The organism is Methylobacterium sp. A54F, assembly GCF_053346035.1.
The window spans coordinates 122,817-140,125 of the sequence record NZ_JBKFBF010000005.1 but is presented as its reverse complement, the minus strand read 5'-3'; the positions used below and the strand labels follow the sequence as shown (position 1 = coordinate 140,125).

Below are 17,309 nucleotides of genomic sequence, written 5' to 3'. Positions count from 1 at the left end.
CTTCGCGATGCCCCGCCTGTTCACTGGCCTGGAGATCCCGCCCGAGGTCGGCGCGGCGCTCGCGCGTTATCGCGGCGGGCTGCCCGGGGCCCGCTGGATCGAGGCCGCCGACTACCACGTGACGCTGCGCTTCCTCGGCGACGTCTCGAACGATCGGGCGAACGACTTCTGCGAAGCCTTGAGCGAGGCGCGGATGCGCGACCCGATCGTCGTCACGCTCGACGGCCTCGCGAGCTTCGGCGGCGACAGGCCCCGCGCGCTCCTCGCCGCGGTCGCTCCGAACCCCGACCTCGACGACCTGCAGGCAGAGCACGAGCGCATCGCCCGCCGGGTCGGCGCGGAACCCGAGCGTCGCCGCTTCACCCCGCACGTCACCCTGGCGCGCCTGCGCCGCGAGGCGAGCCCGGAGGGCGTCGCGCAGTACCTCTCGCAGGCCGGAATCTTCGCGCCGCTGAGCTTCACGGCGCGGCAGGTGGCGCTGTTCTCGGCGCGGGACTCGACGGGGGGCGGCCCCTACGTGACGGAGGCCGCGTTCCCATTCGGCTGACGGCGCCTACAGTCGCCGGAGGGCCACGCTCTCGATGCGGTGGCTCGCCCCCTTGGCGAGGATCAGGCTCGCCCGCTGGCGGGTCGGCAGGATGTTCTCACGCAGGTTCGGCAGGTTGATGCTCGTCCAGAGGTGGTCCGCGATGGCGAGCGCCTCGGCCTCGGGCACCTCGGCGTACTTCCGGAAATAGGAGCGCGGGTCGCGGAAGGCGGTCTGACGCAGCTTCATGAAGCGGGTGACGTACCAGCGGTGCAGGTCGTCCTCGTGCCCGTCGAGGTATATCGAGAAGTCGAAGAAGTCGGAGACGAAGGGGATCGCGGTCCCGTCCCGCGGCAGGCGCGCGGGCTGGAGGACGTTCAGGCCCTCGACGATCAGGATGTCGGGAGTCTCGACCAGGGTCTCCTCACCCTGCACCCGGTCGTAGACGAGGTGGGAGTAGAGCGGCGCGGTCACCCGCTTGCGGCCTGACTTGATGTCGTGGAGGAACTGCAGGAGCGCGGCCGTGTCGTAGCTCTCCGGGAAGCCCTTGCGCTCCATGGCGCCGTGGCGGGCGAGGTCGGCGTTGGGCAGCAGGAAGCCGTCGGTGGTGACGAGATCGACCTTCGGGGTGTTGGGCCAGCGGGCGAGCAGCGCCTTGAGGATGCGGGCCGTGGTGGACTTGCCGACCGCCACCGAGCCCGCGAGTCCGATGATGTAGGGCACCTTCGGCTCGCGCTCGGCCATCAGGAAGCGCTGCGTCGCCTTGAACAGCCCCTGCGTCGCCGCGACGTAGAGGGACAGGAGGCGCGAGAGCGGCAGGTAGATCGCCACCACCTCCTCGACGGAGATCGGGTCGTTGATCGATTGCAGCCGCTCGATGTCCTCGGCCTTCAGGGTCAGGGGCGTGTCGGCGCGCAGTTGCGCCCACTCGCTCCGGCTGAACAGGCGGTAGGGCGACAGGCTCTCGGGCCCCTCCCCGGTCACCGGGTCCTGGCCTGGGCCCGGGTCGGGCTCGGGCAGTGACGTCGGGAGGCCCGGGACGGCGTTCACGCGTGGCGCCTCGCGGCCTTCTCGGCGAGGCCGCTCTGCGCGGTCCGCCGCTCGAGCTCGGCCATCACCTCGTTCAGCTCGACGCCGCCGGTCCGCAGCACCACGAGCAGGTGGTAGAGGACGTCGGCCGCCTCGCTGACGAGGCCGGCGCGGTCGCCCTGCACGGCGGCGATCGCGGCCTCGACCGCCTCCTCGCCGAGCTTCTTGGCGGCCTTGGCCGGGCCGCCGGCCAGGAGCTTCGCGGTGTAGGACTGATCGGCCGGGGTGCCGGCGCGGCTCCTGATGAGGGCCGCGAGGTCGTCGAGGGAGTACGTCGTCATGCCGTCCGGTGCGTCAGGGGCCGCTGCGGGCGGCCGGTGTCGCGCCAACCTGCGTCAACGGCGCCTGACGGGCAAGCGCGGCGGCTGACAGAGGGCGCGCCTTTGCACATCGGGCAGGCACCGAGCCGGGCGCCGGACTAGGCATCGAGTCGCATGGCGAGGCCCGCCGCGGCCATGTGGGCCTTGGCTTCCGCGACCGTGTGCTGGCCGAAGTGGAAGATCGAGGCCGCCAGCACCGCGCTGGCGCCGCCCTCCGCCACGCCCGCCACGAGGTCGTCCAGGCCCCCGACGCCGCCGGAGGCGATCACCGGCACGCTCACGGCGTCCGTGATGGCGCGGGTCAGCGCGAGGTCGTAGCCCGACCGGGTGCCGTCTCGGTCCATGGAGGTGACGAGCAACTCGCCCGCCCCCCGCGCCGCCACCGTGCGGGCGAACGCGACCGCGTCGAGGCCGGTGGGGTTGCGCCCGCCATGGGTGAAGATCTCCCAGGCAGCCGGCGCGCCGGGAGCGGAGACGCGCTTGGCGTCGACCGCCACCACGATGCACTGGTTGCCGAACTTCTCCGCCGCCCGCGCCACGAGGTCGGGGTCCTTCACGGCGGCGGTGTTGATCGCCACCTTGTCGGCCCCCGCCAGCAGCAGCGCGCGCACGTCCTCGACGGCGCGGACGCCGCCGCCCACGGTCAGCGGCATGAAGCACGCCTCCGCGGTCCGGCTCACGACGTCGAGGAGGGTGCCGCGGGCCTCATGGCTCGCCGTGATGTCGAGGAAGCAGAGTTCGTCCGCGCCGGCGGCGTCGTAGGCCCGGGCGGCCTCGACGGGATCGCCGGCATCGCGCAGCTCCAGGAACTGCACGCCCTTGACGACGCGGCCGTCCTTCACGTCGAGGCAGGGGATGATGCGGGTCTTCAGCACGGCGCGCTCAATCCTCCGGGTCGGTCGGGAATGGGCGCGTCAGCATCTCGTCCCGGGTGTAGGGGCAGGTCTCGGGAAAGCGCTTCAGGGGAAGGCCCGTTTCCTTGGCCGCCTCGATGCGCGCGCGGCTGTAGGCGCGGTCGAGGGCCTCGGGCAGGCGCCTCTTGAGACCCGGATTGTCCTTCAGCACGAAGCCGGCCTCCTTGCGCTGCTCGGCGATCGACAGCGCCCATGAGCGCGTCCGCCGCTCCGGTTGATAGTCGACCTTCAGCATGTGCAGCAGGATCACCCGCCACGCGCCGACGAGGCTGTTGAACTCGCTGCGGCCCAAGCTCTCGATCTCCTCCGCGAGGTTCGCGAGGTCGAGGCCTGCCAGGTCGCCCGCGCGCAGGCGCGCGCCCTGCTCCTGGGTCCAGGTGTAGAAGTCGTCCTCGTAGGCGGTCCCGGCCGGCATCGGCCGGGCCGCAGCCTTCGCAGTGCTCATCACAGACTCACGGCCGACGCGCCGTCCCGATCCTATCACGCTCCGCCCGCGGACGGGGGGACATCCATCATGGAGCCGGCGGCCTTGCGGATCGCCACGAGCGCGGCCTGCGGGTCGATGCGGCCGTCGTAGAGCGCGCGGCCCGTGATGGCGCCGGCGAGCACCGCGCAGTCCGGCTCCAGCAGGCGATGCACGTCCTCGATCGAGGCGAGACCGCCGGAGGCGATCACCGGGATCGTCACGGCCTGCGCCAGCGCCAGCGTCATGCCGATGTTGAGGCCCTTCAGGATGCCGTCGCGGGCGATGTCCGTGTAGATGATCGCCGCGACGCCGGCATCCTCGAAGCGGCGGCCGAGCTCCTCGGCGGTCATGCTCGAGGTCTTGGCCCAGCCCTCCACCGCCACGCGGCCGTCCTTGGCGTCGATGCCGACGGCGATCCGGCCCGGGTGCCGGCGGGCGGCCTCGCGGACGAAGGCGGGGTCGCGCACTGCCGCGGTCCCGATGATCACGCGGGCGACGCCCTTCTCGAGCCAGGCTTCGAGGGTGCGCATCTCGCGCACGCCGCCGCCGAGCTGCACCGGAATCTTGACCCGTGCCAGGATGGCGTCGACCGCCGCCGCGTTCATCGGGGCGCCAGCGAAGGCGCCGTCGAGGTCCACCACGTGCAGCCAGGGAAAGCCCTGGTCCTCGAAGATCCGCGCCTGGGCGCCGGGATCGTCGTTGAAGACGACCGCCTGGGCCATGTCCCCCTGCACGAGGCGGACGCAGCGCCCCTCCTTCAGATCGATGGCGGGAAACAGGATCACGGGGCAGCTCGCCTGAGAGGGTCGGGCGGCCTCACGGCCGCCAGCGCAGGAAGTTGGCGATCAGCGCCAGGCCGAGGCGCTGGCTCTTCTCGGGGTGGAACTGGGTGCCGGCGACGTTGTCGCGGCCGACGATCGCCGTGACGGGGCCGCCGTAGTCGCTGTGGGCGACGACGTCGTCCGGCCGATCGGCCTTCAGGGCGTAGCTGTGCACGAAGTAGGCGTGCAGGCCGTCCTCGCCCGTGGGGATGCCGTCGAGGAGCGGATGCGCGCGGTCGGGCCGCAGGGTGTTCCAGCCCATGTGCGGGACCTTCAGGCCGGGATCGGCCGGGCGGATCGGTCCGACATCGCCGGGGATCCAGCCGAGGCCCGCCGTGGTCTCGTACTCGAGGCCCCGGGTCGCGAGGAGCTGCATGCCGACGCAGATGCCGAGGAAGGGCCGCCCCTTGCGGTGGGCCGCCTCCTCCATCGCCTCGACCATGCCGGGCACCGCATCGAGGCCGCGCCGGCAATCCGCGTAGGCGCCGACGCCCGGCAGCACCACCCGATCCGCGGCGGCCACCGCCTCGGGGTCGCGCGTCACCAGTATGCGGGCCACGCCCGCCTCCCGGGCCGCCCGCTCGAAGGCCTTCGCGGCCGAGTGCAGGTTGCCCGATCCGTAATCGATGATCGCGACCGTCTCGCCCGCCACGCTCAGCCCCTCGCCCGTTCGGCCACCCGCCTCATCGGCTGCCCTCGCGAAGCGGGAAGAGGCCGATCACGGCCTCGCCGGCGCGCGAGCCGCCGGCCGCGTAGGGGGTGCCCGGCGCGCGCACGGTCGCCGGGTCGAGCCAGCGGGTGAGCGCCTTCATCTCCGCCTCCTCGGCGCTGCCGGCCACCACCGCGTCGCGGACGGGGCGCCCGCGGCGACCGAGGGTCCAGCGCCGGAGGCTGGACGCCTCGAGCCCGACCAGCACGGCGGACAGCAGGGTGACGGCGGTGCCGGCGCCCGTCGACAGCCCGAGGTAGCGGCCGAGCATCGCCACGGCGACGAGCCCGGCCAGGACCCCGAGGCCGGCGAGCCAGAGGCGATGGTAGAAAAACCACAGCACCGTGAAGGCGAAGGCCGACCAGGAAAACCCGTCCCGCACCAGCACGGCGCGGTCGAGGCCGTGGGGGGAGCCGGGCTGCGCCTCGCGGGGCAGGTGGAGCGTGTAGCTGCGCATGGCCGTCCGCTCCTACAGGGAACCCTTGGTGGAGGGCACGCGGCCCTCCTCGCGGGGGTCGACCGCGACCGCCTGGCGCAAGGCGCGGGCCAGCCCCTTGAAGCAGCTCTCGGCGATGTGGTGGGCGTTGTCGCCGTAGAGCGTCTCGACGTGGAGGGTGAGCCCCGCGTTCATCGCGAAGGCCTGGAACCACTCGCGGACGAGTTCGGTGTCGAACTGCCCGATCTTCTCCACCCGGAACTGCGTGCGGAACACCAGGAAGGGCCGGCCGGAGATATCCACGGCGACCCGGGTCAGCGCCTCGTCCATGGGGAGGTGGATGTCGGCGTAGCGGGCGATGCCGCGCTTGTCGCCGAGCGCCTTCGCGAAGGCCTGGCCCAGCGCGATGCCGGCATCCTCGGTGGTGTGGTGCTGGTCGACGTGGAGGTCGCCGGTGACGTTCACGGTGAGATCGAACAGCCCGTGGCGGGCGAACAGCTCCAGCATGTGGTCGAGGAAGCCGACCCCGGTGGCGATTTCGGCCTTGCCGGTGCCGTCGAGGTCGACGGCGACCGAGACGTCGGTCTCGGCGGTCTTGCGGCTGATGCTGGCGTTGCGCATCGTTCTTAACGCTTCACTTCAAGTCCGGGCCGGGGCGCCCCCAGCCGCCTTCTAAGCCGCATCCGCCGCCCTGTCACAGGGTCGGCGGCGGAAAATGCTGCGCAAGCGCGCCGATCCGTTTCGGTCCCGGGCGCATCGATCGGGGTGCCCCGGATCGGGATCGGCGAAGCCCGCCAGGGGCTTGCGCGGGAAACCTCGGGTGGCGTCTCAGGCTCCGAGCACGCGGCCCGCCACGGCATCGAGCTTCGCCACGAGGTCGGGATCGCGGTGGCTCGCGCCCGTCATGATGGCGCCGTCGAGCGCCTTGTGGGAGCCCGCCGGGCAGGGCTCGCGCTCGGCGGGCAGGTCGCGGGCGAGGCGCGCCACGAGGCGCGCCGCCTTGTCGGCGTTGGCGCGGGCCACCGCCACCACGGAGGCCACGTCGACCGCGTCGTGGCTCGGGTGCCAGCAGTCGAAGTCGGTCACCATGGCGATGGTCGCGTAGGTGATCTCGGCCTCGCGGGCGAGCTTCGCCTCCGGCATGTTGGTCATGCCGATCACGTCGAAGCCTTGCGCCTTGTAGTGCTTCGATTCCGCGAGGGTCGAGAATTGCGGCCCCTCCATGCAGACGTAGGTGCCGCCACGGTGGAAGGCGATCTCCTCGGCCTCGGCCGCCGCCGCGATGCGCTTCTGCAGGGCCGGCCCGACCGGATGGGCGACGGAGACGTGGGCGACGCAGCCGTTGCCGAAGAACGAGGTCTCGCGGCCCACCGTCCGGTCGACGAACTGGTCGACGAGGACGAACAGGCCGGGATGCAGCTCGTTCCGGAAGGAGCCGCAGGCGGAGAGCGACACGAGGTCGGTGACGCCCGCGCGCTTCAGCGCGTCGATGTTCGCGCGGTAGTTGATGCCCGACGGCGAGAGCCGATGGCCGCGGCCGTGGCGGGCCAGGAACACCACGCGGGTCTCGCCGATGCGGCCGATACGCAGGGCGTCCGAGGGCTCGCCCCAGGGCGAGGCGACCCGCTCCTCGCGGACCTCCTCCAGTCCCGGCAGGTCGTAGACCCCGGAACCGCCGATCACCCCGAGCACCGCTGCGGTCATGGATTCGTCCTTGTCGCGGCGGGACGCCGCTCGCGCGGGGACCGGTAGCACGATCCCGGCCGCGGCGGACCCCCGGAACGCGAACGGGCCCCGTGCGGGGCCCGTCGTGGTACGCGGCGCTTCGAGGCGCCCTAGTAGGTCTTGTGCAGCTCCGGCTGCAGGCCGTGGGTCTCGCCGCCCACATCCGACCAGATCCGCTTCTTCACGTAGTAGAGCAGGCCGGCGAGGACGATCAGGAACAGGATCACGCGCAGGCCGAGCGCCTTGCGGGCCATCATGTGCGGCTCGGCCGCCCAGGCCATGAAGGCGGCGACGTCCTTCGAGTACTGGTCGACCGTCTCGGGCACGACCGGCTCGCCCTTGTCGTTCTTCGGATAGGTCACCTGGCCGTCGCTGATCGGCTTCGGCATCGCGATGAGGTGGCCCGGGTAGTAGGTGTTGTAGTAGACGCCGGCCGGCACCTCCATGCCCTGCGGCGGGTCCTCGTAGCCGTTGAGCAGCGCGTGGATGTAGTCGACGCCCTGCTCCGAGTAGCCGATGAACGGCATCGCGTCGAAGACGAACCAGGGGAAGCCGCGCTCGAAGGTGCGCGCCTTGGCGAGCACCGAGAAGTCCGGCGGCGCCTTGCCGCCGTTGGCGGCGGCGGCGGCCTGGTCGTTCGGGAAGGGCGGCGGGAAGGTGTCGGCCGGCCGCGCCGGACGCTCGAACATTTCGCCCGAATCGTTCGGGCCGTCCTTCACCTGGTAGGTCGCCGCCAGCGCCTTGACCTGCGCGGCCGAGTAGTCCGGGCCGCCCTCCTCCGCCAAGTTGCGGAAGGCCACGAGCTTCATGCTGTGGCAGGCCGAGCAGACCTCCTTGTAGACCTGGAAGCCCCGCTGGAGCTGGGCCTGGTCGAAGCGCCCGAAGGTGCCGGCGTAGCTCCATTTCACCCGCGGCGGCTGCGGGCTGCCGTGGGCGTCCTCGGCCGAGGCCGAGGGCGCGCCGAGGAGGACGAGCGGGAGGGCCGCCAGGGCGGCGACGAGGACGCGGGTCTTGGTCATGTCTCTTCTCTCGTCCCCGTCCTCAGCCCTTGGTGCTCGGCGAGGCGGCGGCGCCCGCCGGCATGCCCGCGCCGCCCACCTGCTTGCCCGGCCCGGTCACGCTCTCGAGGATCGAGCCCGGCAGAGCCCGCGGGGTCTCGAACAGGCCGACCAGCGGCATGACGATCAGGAAGTGCGCGAAGTAGTAGATCGTGCAGATCCGCGCCGCGAGGACGTAGCCGCCCTCCGGGGGCTTCGCGCCGAGCCAGCCGAGCAGCACGCAGACGATCACGAACACCCAGAAGAACTGGCGGTAGATCGGCCGGTAGTTCGACGAGCGCACCCGCGAGGTGTCGAGCCACGGCGCCAGCGCCAGGATCAGCACCGCGCCGAACATCAGGATCACGCCGCCGAGCTTGTCCGGCACCGCGCGCAGGATCGCGTAGAAGGGCAGGAAGTACCATTCGGGCACGATGTGCGCGGGGGTCACCGCCGGGTTGGCCGGGATGTAGTTGTCCGCGTGGCCGAGGTAGTTCGGCTGGTAGAAGATGAACCAGGCGAACAGGATCATGAACACCACCGTGGCGAACACGTCCTTGATCGTCGCGTAGGGCGTGAACGGCACCGCGTCCTTGCCCGACTTGATCGGGATGCCGGTTGGGTTGTTCTGACCCGTCACGTGCAGGGCCCAGACGTGCAGCACCACCACGCCCGCGATCATGAAGGGCATCAGGTAGTGCAGCGAGAAGAAGCGGTTGATGGTCGGGTTGCCGACCGAGTAGCCGCCCCAGAGCAGGCTCTGGATGGTGTCGCCGACGACCGGGATCGCCGCCAGGATGTTGGTGATGACGGTGGCGCCCCAGAAGCTCATCTGGCCCCACGGCAGGGTGTAGCCGAGGAACGCGGTGGCCATCATCAGCAGGTAGATGACGACGCCGAGGATGTAGAGCACCTCGCGCGGGGCCTTATACGACCCGTAGTAGAGCGCCCGGAAGATGTGCACGTAGACCGCCACGAAGAACATCGAGGCGCCGTTGGCGTGCGCGTAGCGCAGCAGCCAGCCGTAGTTCACGTCGCGCATGATGTGCTCGACGGAGTTGAAGGCGTTCCCGGCCGAGGGGTCGTAGTGCATGGCGAGCCAGACGCCGGTGACGATCTGGGAGCCCAGCATGGCGATCAGGATCGCCCCGAAGGTCCAGAAGTAGTTCAGGTTCCGGGGCACCGGAAACGCGATGAACGACGAGTGGATCAGTCCGGCGATGGGCAGGCGCGCCTCGAACCACTTCGCGAAGCGGCTCTTCGGCACGTAGGTGGTGGCGTGTGCGCTCATGGAGGGATTCCTGCGTCTCGTCCTGCGTCGCTGTCTGGGTCAGGCCGCGGCCTTGCCGCCTTCCTCGCCGATCCGGATCTTGGTGTCCGTCTGGAAGGCGTAGGGCGGCACGGGCAGGTTGGTGGGGGCGGGGCCGCGGCGGACGCGGCCGGAGGTGTCGTAGAGGGAGCCGTGGCAGGGGCAGGACCACCCCTCGTACTGCCCCTGGTGGCCGATCGGCACGCAGCCGAGATGCGTGCAGTTGCCGTAGACCACGAGCCACTTGGCGTGGCCCTCCTTGACCCGGGCGGAATCGGGCTGCGGGTCGATGAGCTCGGACATCTTCACGTCCTGGGCTTCCTTGATCTCCTTCTCCGACCGGTTGCGGACGAAGATCAGCTTGCCGCGCCAGAACACGTTGATGATCTGGCCGTCCTGGATCGGGGCGAGGTCCACCTCGATCGGGGCGCCGGCCGCGATCACCGCGGCGTCGGGCGCCATCGAGGCGACGAACGGCCAGGCGACCGCGCCGGCCCCGACCGCGAGGCCCGCGCCCGTGGCGAGGAAGAAGAAGTCGCGCCGGGTGCCCTCGGCGGGGGCGGCAGCGGTGGTGGCCACGGTGTTCGCCAAGGCTCCAAACTCCAAGCGTGCAAGCGGGCGATCCGCCGCCCCCGCGGGTGCGGAGGCGGGCCGATCGGGCATGGGGAGGGATGCCGACCCGCGTGGGACGGAAGCATTATCGTTCTAAACTGTGCAATGCGACCGCGCGTCGCCCGAAGTCAAGCTAGGCCGCGCCTGCGCGCTGCACAAAGAGCGGCGGCCTGTGACCCCCTGCGCCGACGAGGCGCAGCCAGCGCGCCACGAGCAGGACCGCCACCACGAACAGGCCGGCGCAGAAGCCGATCCAGATGCCGTACCCTTCGAGGCCGAAGCCCCAGGCGAGGACGCAGCCGACCGGCACACCGACGCCCCAGTAGCCGAACAGGGCGACGAGCATCGGCACCCGCGTGTCCTGCAGGCCCCTGAGAAGGCCGAGCGTCACGGACTGCACGCCGTCCGAGACGGCGAACAGGGCCGACAGGCCGAGGAACCCGACCGCGAAGGGAATCACCGCGGCGTTCGCGGGGGCGGCGAGGTCGAGGAACAGGCCGAGCAGGGTGCGGGGCAGCCCGACCTGGGCGAGGGCGCACAGGCTCATGAAGGCCAGCGCAAGGGCCAGCGCGACGCCGCCGGCGCGCCGCGCTGCCGCCGCGTCCCGTGCCCCGAAGGCCAGGCCGACCCGCACCGTCGCGGCCTGCGCGACGCCGTTCGGCACCATGAAGCAGAAGGCCGCGATCTGGATGGTGACCGCATGGGCCGCGAGCTGGGCGGTGCCGAACAGGCCCATGCCGAGCACCGCCGCCTCGAACAGGCCGGCCTCGGCGAGGCCCGTCGCGACCATCGGCAGCCCGAGGCCGAACACCGCCCGCAGGCGCGCACCGTCCCAGCGCCAGATCCGGTGCAGCAGGCGCAGGCGCCGCAGCCGCGGATCGACGAGCACCACGGCGCAGAGGAGGGCAAGCGAGAGGATCCCCGAGAGGGTCGTGGCGAGCCCGATGCCCGCCAGGCCGAGGCCAAGCCGGCCGGGCCCGTCGAAGGCGAGCCAGAGCGCCAGCCCCACGTTGACGGGCAGCACGGCGAGGCTCGCGGCGAGCGGCCAGACCGGGCGCCCGAGGGCCGCCAGCGCCCCGCGCAGGGCCATGAACAGCAGCGCCGGCCACATCGCCCATTGCAGGACGCGCATGTAGGCGCCGGCGCCGGCCGAGAGCGCCGCCGGCTCGCCGATGGCGAGCAGCAGCGCCTCCGTGTGCCAGAGGAGCAGCATGAGGGGCGCGCAGACGATGGTGGCCGCCCAGAAGCCGGCCTGCACCACGCGGCGGGCCTCGTCCTGGGCGCCGGCGTCGCGCCCCAGGGCATCCGCGACGAGGGGCGAGACCGCGGCCGTGACGCCGAGGCCGCCGATGAACAGCACGAAGTACAGGCTCGTCGCGAGCGCGCCGGCGGCCAGGGGCTCGGCGCCGAGGCGGCCGAGCAGCACCACGTTCGCGGTCACGAGGCCGTGCTGGGCGAGGTTCGTGAGCACGAGGGGCGCGGCGAGGCCGAGGGTCGCGCGCAGTTCGCGGAGGATGGGGCGGTCGATGGGAGCCCGCCCCCGGGCGGCGGATGCCGCGAGGCCGAGTGCCGTCATGATGGGGAATCCTGTGCCTGAGATCGTGTCGGGCGCGGCCGGCCCGGGAGGAAGGGGCCGGTGCGGGAGTTGCGCGTGGCCTAGCCCGTCAACGCGTCGGAAATCCGGCGGCCGTCCGGTTCGTCGCCGAGGAAGCCGCCGGATTGGCGAGCCCAGAGCCGGGCATAGAGGCCGCCCCCGCGGATCAGCTCCGCATGGGTGCCCTCCTCCACGATCCGGCCGGCGTCGATGACGATCAGCCGGTCGAGGGCCGCGATGGTCGAGAGGCGGTGGGCGATGGCCAGCACCGTCTTGCCCTGCATCAGGGTGTCGAGGGAATCCTGGATGGCCGCCTCGACCTCGCTGTCGAGGGCGGAGGTGGCCTCGTCGAGGATGAGGATCGGCGCGTCCTTGAGGATGACGCGGGCGATGGCGATGCGCTGGCGCTGCCCGCCCGAGAGCTTGACGCCGCGCTCGCCCACCTGGGCATCGTAGCCGCGCCGCCCCTTGTGGTCGACGAGGTCGCGGATGAAGCCGTCCGCGTGGGCGAGCCGCGCCGCCCGCTCGATCTCGCCCTGCGTCGCCTCGGGCCGCCCGTAGGCGATGTTGTCGCGGATCGAGCGGTGCAGGAGGGAGGTGTCCTGCGTGACGACCGCCACGGCGTCGCGCAGGCTCGCCTGGCTGACGCCCGCGATGTCCTGCCCGTCGACGGTGATGCGCCCGCCCTCGAGGTCGTGCAGGCGGAGGAGCAGCGAGGTGATCGTGGTCTTGCCCGCGCCGCTGACGCCGACGAGCCCCACCTTCTCGCCCGGTCGGATGCGCAGGGAGAGGTCCTCGATCAAGGTGGCGTCCCCGCGCCCGTAATGGAAGCTGACCCCCTCGAAGCGGATGTCGCCGCCCGTCACCGTCAGGGTCCCGGCGCCTGGCGCATCGACCACCCCGTGGGGCCGGGCGATCGTCTGCATGCTCTCCTGGATCACGCCGACGTTCTCGAACACGCCGCGGACGGTCTGCATCACCCAGCCGGACATCGCCATCAGCCGCAGGATGAGCGCCAGGCCGGCGGAGGCCTCGCCGGTGGTCATGCCCCCCTGGCGCCAGAGCGTGAAGCAGGCTGCCGCTGTCACCACGATCAGCGCGCTGTTGAGGATGCCGAGCAGGGTCGTGGTCAGGGTGACGAGGCGAAACTGGTGCAGGTAGGCCTGCGTGTGCACGTCCATCGCCTCACGCACGGCGGCGCGCTCCTCCCGGTCACGGGCGAAGAGCTTGACGGTGAGGATGTTGGTGTAGCTGTCCACGATCCGCCCGATCAGCGTCGAGCGCGTGTCGGCGGTGCGGTGCGAGCGCACGCGGGCGCGGGGCACGAACCAGCGGGTCAGCCCCGCATAGGCCGCGATCCAGGCGACGACCGGCAGGGCGAGCCAGATCGAAATCGAGCCGAACAGGCCGACCGCCGTGACCGCGTAGATGGCGACGTAGAGCAGGGTGTCGATGAACACCACGGCGAGCTCGCGCACCGCGGGGCCGACCTGCACGACGCGGTTGGCGAGGCGCCCCGCGAAATCCGCCTGGAAGTAGGAGAGCGAGTGCCCGAGCGTGTAGAGGTGCGTGCGCCAGCGGATCTGGCTCGTCGCCTGCGGCACCACGAGCTGGTTCGAGAGCGCCTCGTGCGCCCAGATGGAGAGCGGCCGCACCACGAGGAGGAGGAGCGCGGCGAGCGCGAGGCCGGTGCCGTGCTCGGCCACCACAGTGTTTCGGTCGGCGCTGGCGAGGAGGTCGATGAACCAGCGCATCAGCAGGTACAGCGAGGCCTCGATGCTGCCCGCCACCACCGCAATGGCGAACAGGGCGGCGAGCGCCCCGCGGATCGGATGCAGGTAGAAGCGCGCGAAGCCGAGCACGGTCTTCGGGGGCATGCGCGCCTCGTCGAAGGGCGCGAACGGGTCGATGCGGCGCTCGAGCCAGTCGAGGGGCATTGGTGCTTGCGATCCGAGATTGGGGTTTTCGGTCGGGGGCCGATCCACGGATGTAAGGACGCTTGACGCCCTGCCAAGCGAGGGGCGATGCCGCAGCCGTGCCGAACCTCACGCCGCCGATGCTCCGCCTCGCCCTCTACCAGCCCGACATCCCCCAGAATGCCGGCACGATGCTGCGCCTCGCGGCCTGCCTCGGGGTCCCGGCCGAGATCATCGAGCCGGCGGGCTTCGACGTGTCGGACCGGCACCTGCGCCGCTCCGGCCTCGACTACCTCGACCACGTGGCGATCACGCGCCACCGCTCCTGGGCGGCCTTCGAGGCGTGGCGCCGGGGCGTCGGCATCCGCCTCGTGCTCGCCACCACGGCGGGAGCCCTGCCCTACACGGACTTCGCCTTCGCGCCCGGCGACTGCCTCCTGATGGGCCGCGAATCGGCGGGCGTACCCGAGGCCGTGCACGCGGCCGCCGACGCCCGCGTGGTGGTGCCGATCCGGGCGGGCCTGCGCTCCCTCAACGTCGCCGTCGCGGCGGCGATGATGCTGGGCGAGGCGGTGCGCCAGACCGGGCACCGGCCGGGCTGAGCCCCGGAGCATCGCGGCGCGGCTTCGGGTTTGACGGCCCGCGGCCGGAATGGGAAAGCGGACGGCATGACGAGCCCGAATCCGAGCCCCGCCTCCAATCCTGCGCCCCTACCGTCGCCGGACGACCTCGCCGCCCTGAAGGGCGAGGCGGCGGCCTGGTTCGCGACCCTGCGCGACCGGATCGTGGCCGCGCTCGAGGCGCTGGAGGCGGACGCCGCGGGCCCGTTCCACCCGGACGCCCCGACCGAGCCGGGCCGGTTCGAGAAGACCCCGTGGGAGCGCACCGACCACAGCGGCGCGCCGGGCGGCGGCGGCACCATGGCGATGCTGAAGGGCCGGGTGTTCGAGAAGGCGGGCGTGCACATCTCGACCGTCCACGGCGAGTTCGCCCCCGAGTTCCGGGCGCAGATGCCGGGCGCCGCCGAGGACCCGCGCTTCTTCGCCACCGGCATCTCGCTGATCGCCCACCCCTGGAACCCGCACGCGCCGACCGTGCACATGAACACGCGCTTCGTGGTGACCACGAAGGCGTGGTTCGGGGGCGGCGCCGACCTCACGCCGGTGCTCGACCGCCGCCGCACGCAGGACGACCCCGATTCCCGCGCCTTCCACGCTGCCCTGAAGACCGCTTGCGACGCCCACGCCCCGGCCGCGGACTACGCCCGCTACAAGGCGTGGTGCGAGGAGTACTTCCACCTGAAGCACCGCAACGAGCCCCGCGGCATCGGCGGCATCTTCTACGACTACCACTGGACCGGGTCGCCGCAGGCGGACCTCGCCTACACGCGCGACGTCGGCCTCGCCTTCCTGGGGGTCTATCCCGAGATCGTGCGGGCGAACGTCGAGACGCCCTGGACGGAGGCGGACCGGCTGGAGCAGCAGGTGCGCCGGGGGCGCTACGTGGAGTTCAACCTGCTCTACGACCGCGGCACCATCTTCGGGCTGAAGACCGGCGGCAACGTCGCCTCGATCCTGTCCTCCCTGCCCCCCACCGTCCGCTGGCCGTGACGGAGGCGCTGCCGACCCGCTTCGCCCCGCAGCAGGACGACGCGCTGAAGGCGATCGGCGAATGGCGCAAGGGCGGCGGCGCCCAGGTCTTCCGGCTGTTCGGCTACGCGGGCACGGGCAAGACGACGCTCGCCCGCCGCATCGCCGACGACGTGGACGGCCCCGTGGTGTTCGGCGCCTTCACGGGCAAGGCGGCCTCGGTGATGCGCCAAAAGGGCTGCCACGACGCCTCGACCATCCACGGCCTGATCTACCGCACCAAGGAGACCGAGGAGGGCGGCCCCGCCTTCACGCTCAACCGCTCCGGGCCCGCCGCCAAGGCCGACCTCATCATCATCGACGAGTGCTCGATGGTGGATGCCGACCTCGGCAACGACCTCCTCTCCTTCGACAAACCGGTGCTGGTGCTGGGCGACCCCGCCCAGCTGCCCCCGGTGCGCGGCGGCGGCTTCTTCACGGAGGCAGAGCCCGACGTGATGCTGACGGAAGTCCACCGGCAGGCCGCCGACGACCCGATCGTGCGCATGGCCATGACGGTGCGGGAGGGCGGCCGCCTCAGCGCAGGCACCTACGGGGAGAGCCGCGTCGTCTCCCGCCGCGACCTCGACCCGGCCTGGATCACGACCGCCGACCAGGTGCTCGTCGGCCTCAACCGCACGCGGCGCCTCTACAACGCGCGCCTCAGGGAGCTCGCCGGCCACGTCGACCCGATGCCGGCGGTGGGCGAGAAGCTCGTCTGCCTCAGGAACGACCGCACCAAGGGCCTCCTCAACGGCTCGACCTGGACCGTGCACGCCCTGCGCGCCCCGCCCCGCCCCGACACGATCCGCCTCGACGTGGTGCCGGAGGACGACCCGGCGCTCCGCCGCAGGCCCACCGACATCAAGGTCCTGCGCGCGGTGATCGAGGGCTCGGAGGAGGAGATCCCGGCCTTCCTGCGCCGCGAGACCGACGAGTTCACCTACGGCTACGCGCTGACCGTCCACAAGGCGCAGGGCTCGCAGTGGGACGCGGTGGCCCTGTTCGACGAATCCTACGCCTTCCGCGAGCACCGCGCCCGCTGGCTCTACACGGGCCTGACCCGGGCGGCCCGGTCCGTGACGGTGGTGGTCTGACCGCGCCTTGCCGAGGCGGGACGACCGTGCGAGACCGCCCCTCGCGAGATCGGCTCCGGGCCGAGGAGGAACGCCGATGAGCCTGACGGGAGGCTGCCGCTGCGGAGCGGTCCGCTACGCGCTCTCCGGGGAGCCGGCCCACGCCGCGCTCTGCCACTGCACCGATTGCCGCCGCTCCTCCGGGGCGCCGGTGGTGGGCTGGGCCCTGTTCCCGCGCGAGCGCGTGAGCGTCACGGGGAGCCCGGCGAGCTACGAATCCTCGCCCGGGGTGGTGCGCCAGTTCTGTGCCACCTGCGGCACCGGCCTGTTCTACCTGAACGAGGCGACGTTCCCGGGCCAGGTCGACGTGCAGACGGGGAGCCTCGACGATTCCGAGGCGCTCCCGCCGGCCGTGCGCATCCAGGTCGCCGAGGCGCCGGGCTGGTTCGAGCGGTTCGGGGCGTTGCCGGCCTTCCCGCGCTATCCGGGCTGAGCCCGCGGGTTGGAGCGGGCGGGGCGAGCGCCTACCTGAGCGCCGTCGTCCTCGTTCCGGAGCGTCCCCGTGTCCCATCCCGAAGCCGGTGGCCCGCCGGCCATGCACGCCACCACCATCCTGATGGTCCGCAAGGGCGGCCGGACGGTGATCGGCGGCGACGGGCAGGTCAGCCTCGGCCAGACCATCGTGAAGGGCAACGCCCGCAAGGTGCGCCGCCTCGCCAAGGGCAGCGTCATCGGCGGCTTCGCGGGCGCCACGGCGGATGCCTTCACGCTGTTCGAGCGGCTGGAGGCCAAGCTGGAGCAGTATCCCGGGCAGCTCACCCGCGCCTGCGTGGAGCTCACCAAGGATTGGCGCACCGACCGCTACCTGCGCCGCCTCGAGGCGATGATGCTGGTGGCCGACCGGGATGTCGGCCTGCTGCTCTCGGGCGCCGGCGACGTCCTGGAGCCCGAGGGCGGCGTGATGGCGATCGGCTCGGGCGGCAACTTCGCCCTGGCGGCCGCCCGCGCCCTGGAGGACCAGGACCTCGACGCGGAGGCGATCGTGCGCCGCGCCATGCGGATCGCCGCCGAGATTTGCGTCTACACGAACGGGAACCTCGTGATCGAGGCGCTGGACGCCTGAGGCGTCGC

At 72.0% G+C, this 17,309-nt stretch carries 20 protein-coding genes; 6 read left to right on the top strand and 14 right to left on the bottom strand.

The window, feature by feature from the left end; all coding sequences use genetic code 11:
- The first annotated feature begins 7 nt into the window (after positions 1-7).
- Positions 8-547 (top strand): RNA 2',3'-cyclic phosphodiesterase, encoded by a 540-nt coding sequence (gene thpR / locus ACLBXP_RS10295; RefSeq protein WP_447667547.1) that lies wholly within the window; start codon positions 8-10, stop codon positions 545-547.
- A gap of 6 nt (positions 548-553) precedes the next feature.
- Here the strand turns inward: thpR and coaA are convergent, their stop codons facing one another.
- The 14 genes from coaA to ACLBXP_RS10225 all read right to left on the bottom strand — a co-directional run bounded on the left by coaA (position 554) and on the right by ACLBXP_RS10225 (position 13,495).
- Positions 554-1,546, bottom strand: a complete 993-nt coding sequence (gene coaA, locus ACLBXP_RS10290; RefSeq protein WP_447667731.1) for a type I pantothenate kinase — start codon at positions 1,544-1,546, stop codon at positions 554-556.
- Positions 1,547-1,572: 26 nt separating this feature from the next.
- Positions 1,573-1,896, bottom strand: a complete 324-nt coding sequence (locus ACLBXP_RS10285; protein WP_447667545.1) for a phosphoribosyl-ATP diphosphatase — start codon at positions 1,894-1,896, stop codon at positions 1,573-1,575.
- A 137-nt stretch (positions 1,897-2,033) separates the two neighbouring features.
- Positions 2,034-2,810, bottom strand: a complete 777-nt coding sequence (gene hisF, locus ACLBXP_RS10280; RefSeq protein ID WP_447667544.1) for an imidazole glycerol phosphate synthase subunit HisF — start codon at positions 2,808-2,810, stop codon at positions 2,034-2,036.
- 7 nt (positions 2,811-2,817) lie between these two features.
- Positions 2,818-3,294, bottom strand: coding sequence for a DUF29 domain-containing protein (locus ACLBXP_RS10275; protein ID WP_447667543.1), 477 nt, complete (start codon positions 3,292-3,294; stop codon positions 2,818-2,820).
- Between the two features lie 35 nt (positions 3,295-3,329).
- Complete coding sequence (gene hisA, locus ACLBXP_RS10270; protein ID WP_447667542.1) at positions 3,330-4,100, bottom strand: 1-(5-phosphoribosyl)-5-[(5-phosphoribosylamino)methylideneamino]imidazole-4-carboxamide isomerase; 771 nt, start codon at positions 4,098-4,100, stop codon at positions 3,330-3,332.
- 31 nt (positions 4,101-4,131) lie between these two features.
- On the bottom strand, positions 4,132-4,788 hold the full coding sequence (hisH, locus tag ACLBXP_RS10265; protein ID WP_447667541.1) for an imidazole glycerol phosphate synthase subunit HisH: 657 nt from the start codon (positions 4,786-4,788) through the stop codon (positions 4,132-4,134).
- Positions 4,789-4,819: 31 nt separating this feature from the next.
- Complete coding sequence (locus tag ACLBXP_RS10260) at positions 4,820-5,302, bottom strand: DUF2628 domain-containing protein (RefSeq protein WP_447667540.1); 483 nt, start codon at positions 5,300-5,302, stop codon at positions 4,820-4,822.
- Between the two features lie 12 nt (positions 5,303-5,314).
- Positions 5,315-5,902 carry an imidazoleglycerol-phosphate dehydratase HisB gene (gene hisB / locus ACLBXP_RS10255; protein ID WP_447667539.1) on the bottom strand — a complete coding sequence of 196 codons (588 nt, stop codon included), beginning with the start codon at positions 5,900-5,902 and terminating at the stop codon, positions 5,315-5,317.
- 207 nt (positions 5,903-6,109) lie between these two features.
- The gene (locus ACLBXP_RS10250) at positions 6,110-6,985 is read right to left on the bottom strand and encodes an S-methyl-5'-thioadenosine phosphorylase (protein ID WP_447667538.1); all 876 of its coding nucleotides are present in this window, start codon (positions 6,983-6,985) and stop codon (positions 6,110-6,112) included.
- 131 nt (positions 6,986-7,116) lie between these two features.
- Positions 7,117-8,025 (bottom strand): cytochrome c1, encoded by a 909-nt coding sequence (locus ACLBXP_RS10245; RefSeq protein WP_447667537.1) that lies wholly within the window; start codon positions 8,023-8,025, stop codon positions 7,117-7,119.
- 22 nt (positions 8,026-8,047) lie between these two features.
- A complete protein-coding gene (locus ACLBXP_RS10240; RefSeq protein WP_447667536.1) occupies positions 8,048-9,334 on the bottom strand; it encodes a cytochrome b in 1,287 nt (428 codons plus the stop codon).
- A 39-nt stretch (positions 9,335-9,373) separates the two neighbouring features.
- Positions 9,374-9,943 carry a ubiquinol-cytochrome c reductase iron-sulfur subunit gene (petA, locus tag ACLBXP_RS10235; RefSeq protein ID WP_447667535.1) on the bottom strand — a complete coding sequence of 190 codons (570 nt, stop codon included), beginning with the start codon at positions 9,941-9,943 and terminating at the stop codon, positions 9,374-9,376.
- 154 nt (positions 9,944-10,097) lie between these two features.
- On the bottom strand, positions 10,098-11,540 hold the full coding sequence (locus tag ACLBXP_RS10230) for an MATE family efflux transporter (protein WP_447667534.1): 1,443 nt from the start codon (positions 11,538-11,540) through the stop codon (positions 10,098-10,100).
- 80 nt (positions 11,541-11,620) lie between these two features.
- Positions 11,621-13,495: an ABC transporter ATP-binding protein gene (locus ACLBXP_RS10225; RefSeq protein WP_447667533.1), complete on the bottom strand. Its 1,875-nt coding sequence runs from the start codon at positions 13,493-13,495 to the stop codon at positions 11,621-11,623.
- Positions 13,496-13,614: 119 nt separating this feature from the next.
- Here ACLBXP_RS10225 and ACLBXP_RS10220 point away from each other — a divergent pair, with 119 nt between their 5' ends.
- The 5 genes from ACLBXP_RS10220 to hslV all read left to right on the top strand — a co-directional run bounded on the left by ACLBXP_RS10220 (position 13,615) and on the right by hslV (position 17,301).
- On the top strand, positions 13,615-14,076 hold the full coding sequence (locus ACLBXP_RS10220; protein ID WP_447667730.1) for a tRNA (cytidine(34)-2'-O)-methyltransferase: 462 nt from the start codon (positions 13,615-13,617) through the stop codon (positions 14,074-14,076).
- Positions 14,077-14,142: 66 nt separating this feature from the next.
- Positions 14,143-15,084 (top strand): oxygen-dependent coproporphyrinogen oxidase, encoded by a 942-nt coding sequence (gene hemF, locus ACLBXP_RS10215; RefSeq protein ID WP_447667532.1) that lies wholly within the window; start codon positions 14,143-14,145, stop codon positions 15,082-15,084.
- Positions 15,081-16,199 carry an ATP-dependent DNA helicase gene (locus tag ACLBXP_RS10210; RefSeq protein WP_447667531.1) on the top strand — a complete coding sequence of 373 codons (1,119 nt, stop codon included), beginning with the start codon at positions 15,081-15,083 and terminating at the stop codon, positions 16,197-16,199. The genes hemF and ACLBXP_RS10210 overlap by 4 nt, the downstream gene beginning before the upstream one ends.
- Positions 16,200-16,275: 76 nt before the next feature.
- On the top strand, positions 16,276-16,671 hold the full coding sequence (locus tag ACLBXP_RS10205; protein ID WP_447667530.1) for a GFA family protein: 396 nt from the start codon (positions 16,276-16,278) through the stop codon (positions 16,669-16,671).
- Positions 16,672-16,773: 102 nt separating this feature from the next.
- On the top strand, positions 16,774-17,301 hold the full coding sequence (gene hslV, locus ACLBXP_RS10200; RefSeq protein ID WP_447667729.1) for an ATP-dependent protease subunit HslV: 528 nt from the start codon (positions 16,774-16,776) through the stop codon (positions 17,299-17,301).
- The last annotated feature ends 8 nt before the right edge of the window (positions 17,302-17,309 follow it).

What these genes read in the sequence shown, in the direction of transcription:
- ACLBXP_RS10275 (WP_447667543.1), bottom strand. Translation starts at nt 3,294, where the DNA reads ATGAGCACTGCGAAGGCTGCGGCCCGGCCGATGCCGGCCGGGACCGCC.
- ACLBXP_RS10240 (WP_447667536.1), bottom strand. Translation starts at nt 9,334, where the DNA reads ATGAGCGCACACGCCACCACCTACGTGCCGAAGAGCCGCTTCGCGAAG.
- ACLBXP_RS10285 (WP_447667545.1), bottom strand. Translation starts at nt 1,896, where the DNA reads ATGACGACGTACTCCCTCGACGACCTCGCGGCCCTCATCAGGAGCCGC.
- ACLBXP_RS10245 (WP_447667537.1), bottom strand. Translation starts at nt 8,025, where the DNA reads ATGACCAAGACCCGCGTCCTCGTCGCCGCCCTGGCGGCCCTCCCGCTC.
- ACLBXP_RS10225 (WP_447667533.1), bottom strand. Translation starts at nt 13,495, where the DNA reads ATGCCCCTCGACTGGCTCGAGCGCCGCATCGACCCGTTCGCGCCCTTC.
- ACLBXP_RS10220 (WP_447667730.1), top strand. Translation starts at nt 13,615, where the DNA reads ATGCTCCGCCTCGCCCTCTACCAGCCCGACATCCCCCAGAATGCCGGC.
- hemF (WP_447667532.1), top strand. Translation starts at nt 14,143, where the DNA reads ATGACGAGCCCGAATCCGAGCCCCGCCTCCAATCCTGCGCCCCTACCG.
- hisB (WP_447667539.1), bottom strand. Translation starts at nt 5,902, where the DNA reads ATGCGCAACGCCAGCATCAGCCGCAAGACCGCCGAGACCGACGTCTCG.
- thpR (WP_447667547.1), top strand. Translation starts at nt 8, where the DNA reads ATGCCCCGCCTGTTCACTGGCCTGGAGATCCCGCCCGAGGTCGGCGCG.
- hslV (WP_447667729.1), top strand. Translation starts at nt 16,774, where the DNA reads ATGCACGCCACCACCATCCTGATGGTCCGCAAGGGCGGCCGGACGGTG.
- ACLBXP_RS10205 (WP_447667530.1), top strand. Translation starts at nt 16,276, where the DNA reads ATGAGCCTGACGGGAGGCTGCCGCTGCGGAGCGGTCCGCTACGCGCTC.
- ACLBXP_RS10250 (WP_447667538.1), bottom strand. Translation starts at nt 6,985, where the DNA reads ATGACCGCAGCGGTGCTCGGGGTGATCGGCGGTTCCGGGGTCTACGAC.
- ACLBXP_RS10230 (WP_447667534.1), bottom strand. Translation starts at nt 11,540, where the DNA reads ATGACGGCACTCGGCCTCGCGGCATCCGCCGCCCGGGGGCGGGCTCCC.
- ACLBXP_RS10260 (WP_447667540.1), bottom strand. Translation starts at nt 5,302, where the DNA reads ATGCGCAGCTACACGCTCCACCTGCCCCGCGAGGCGCAGCCCGGCTCC.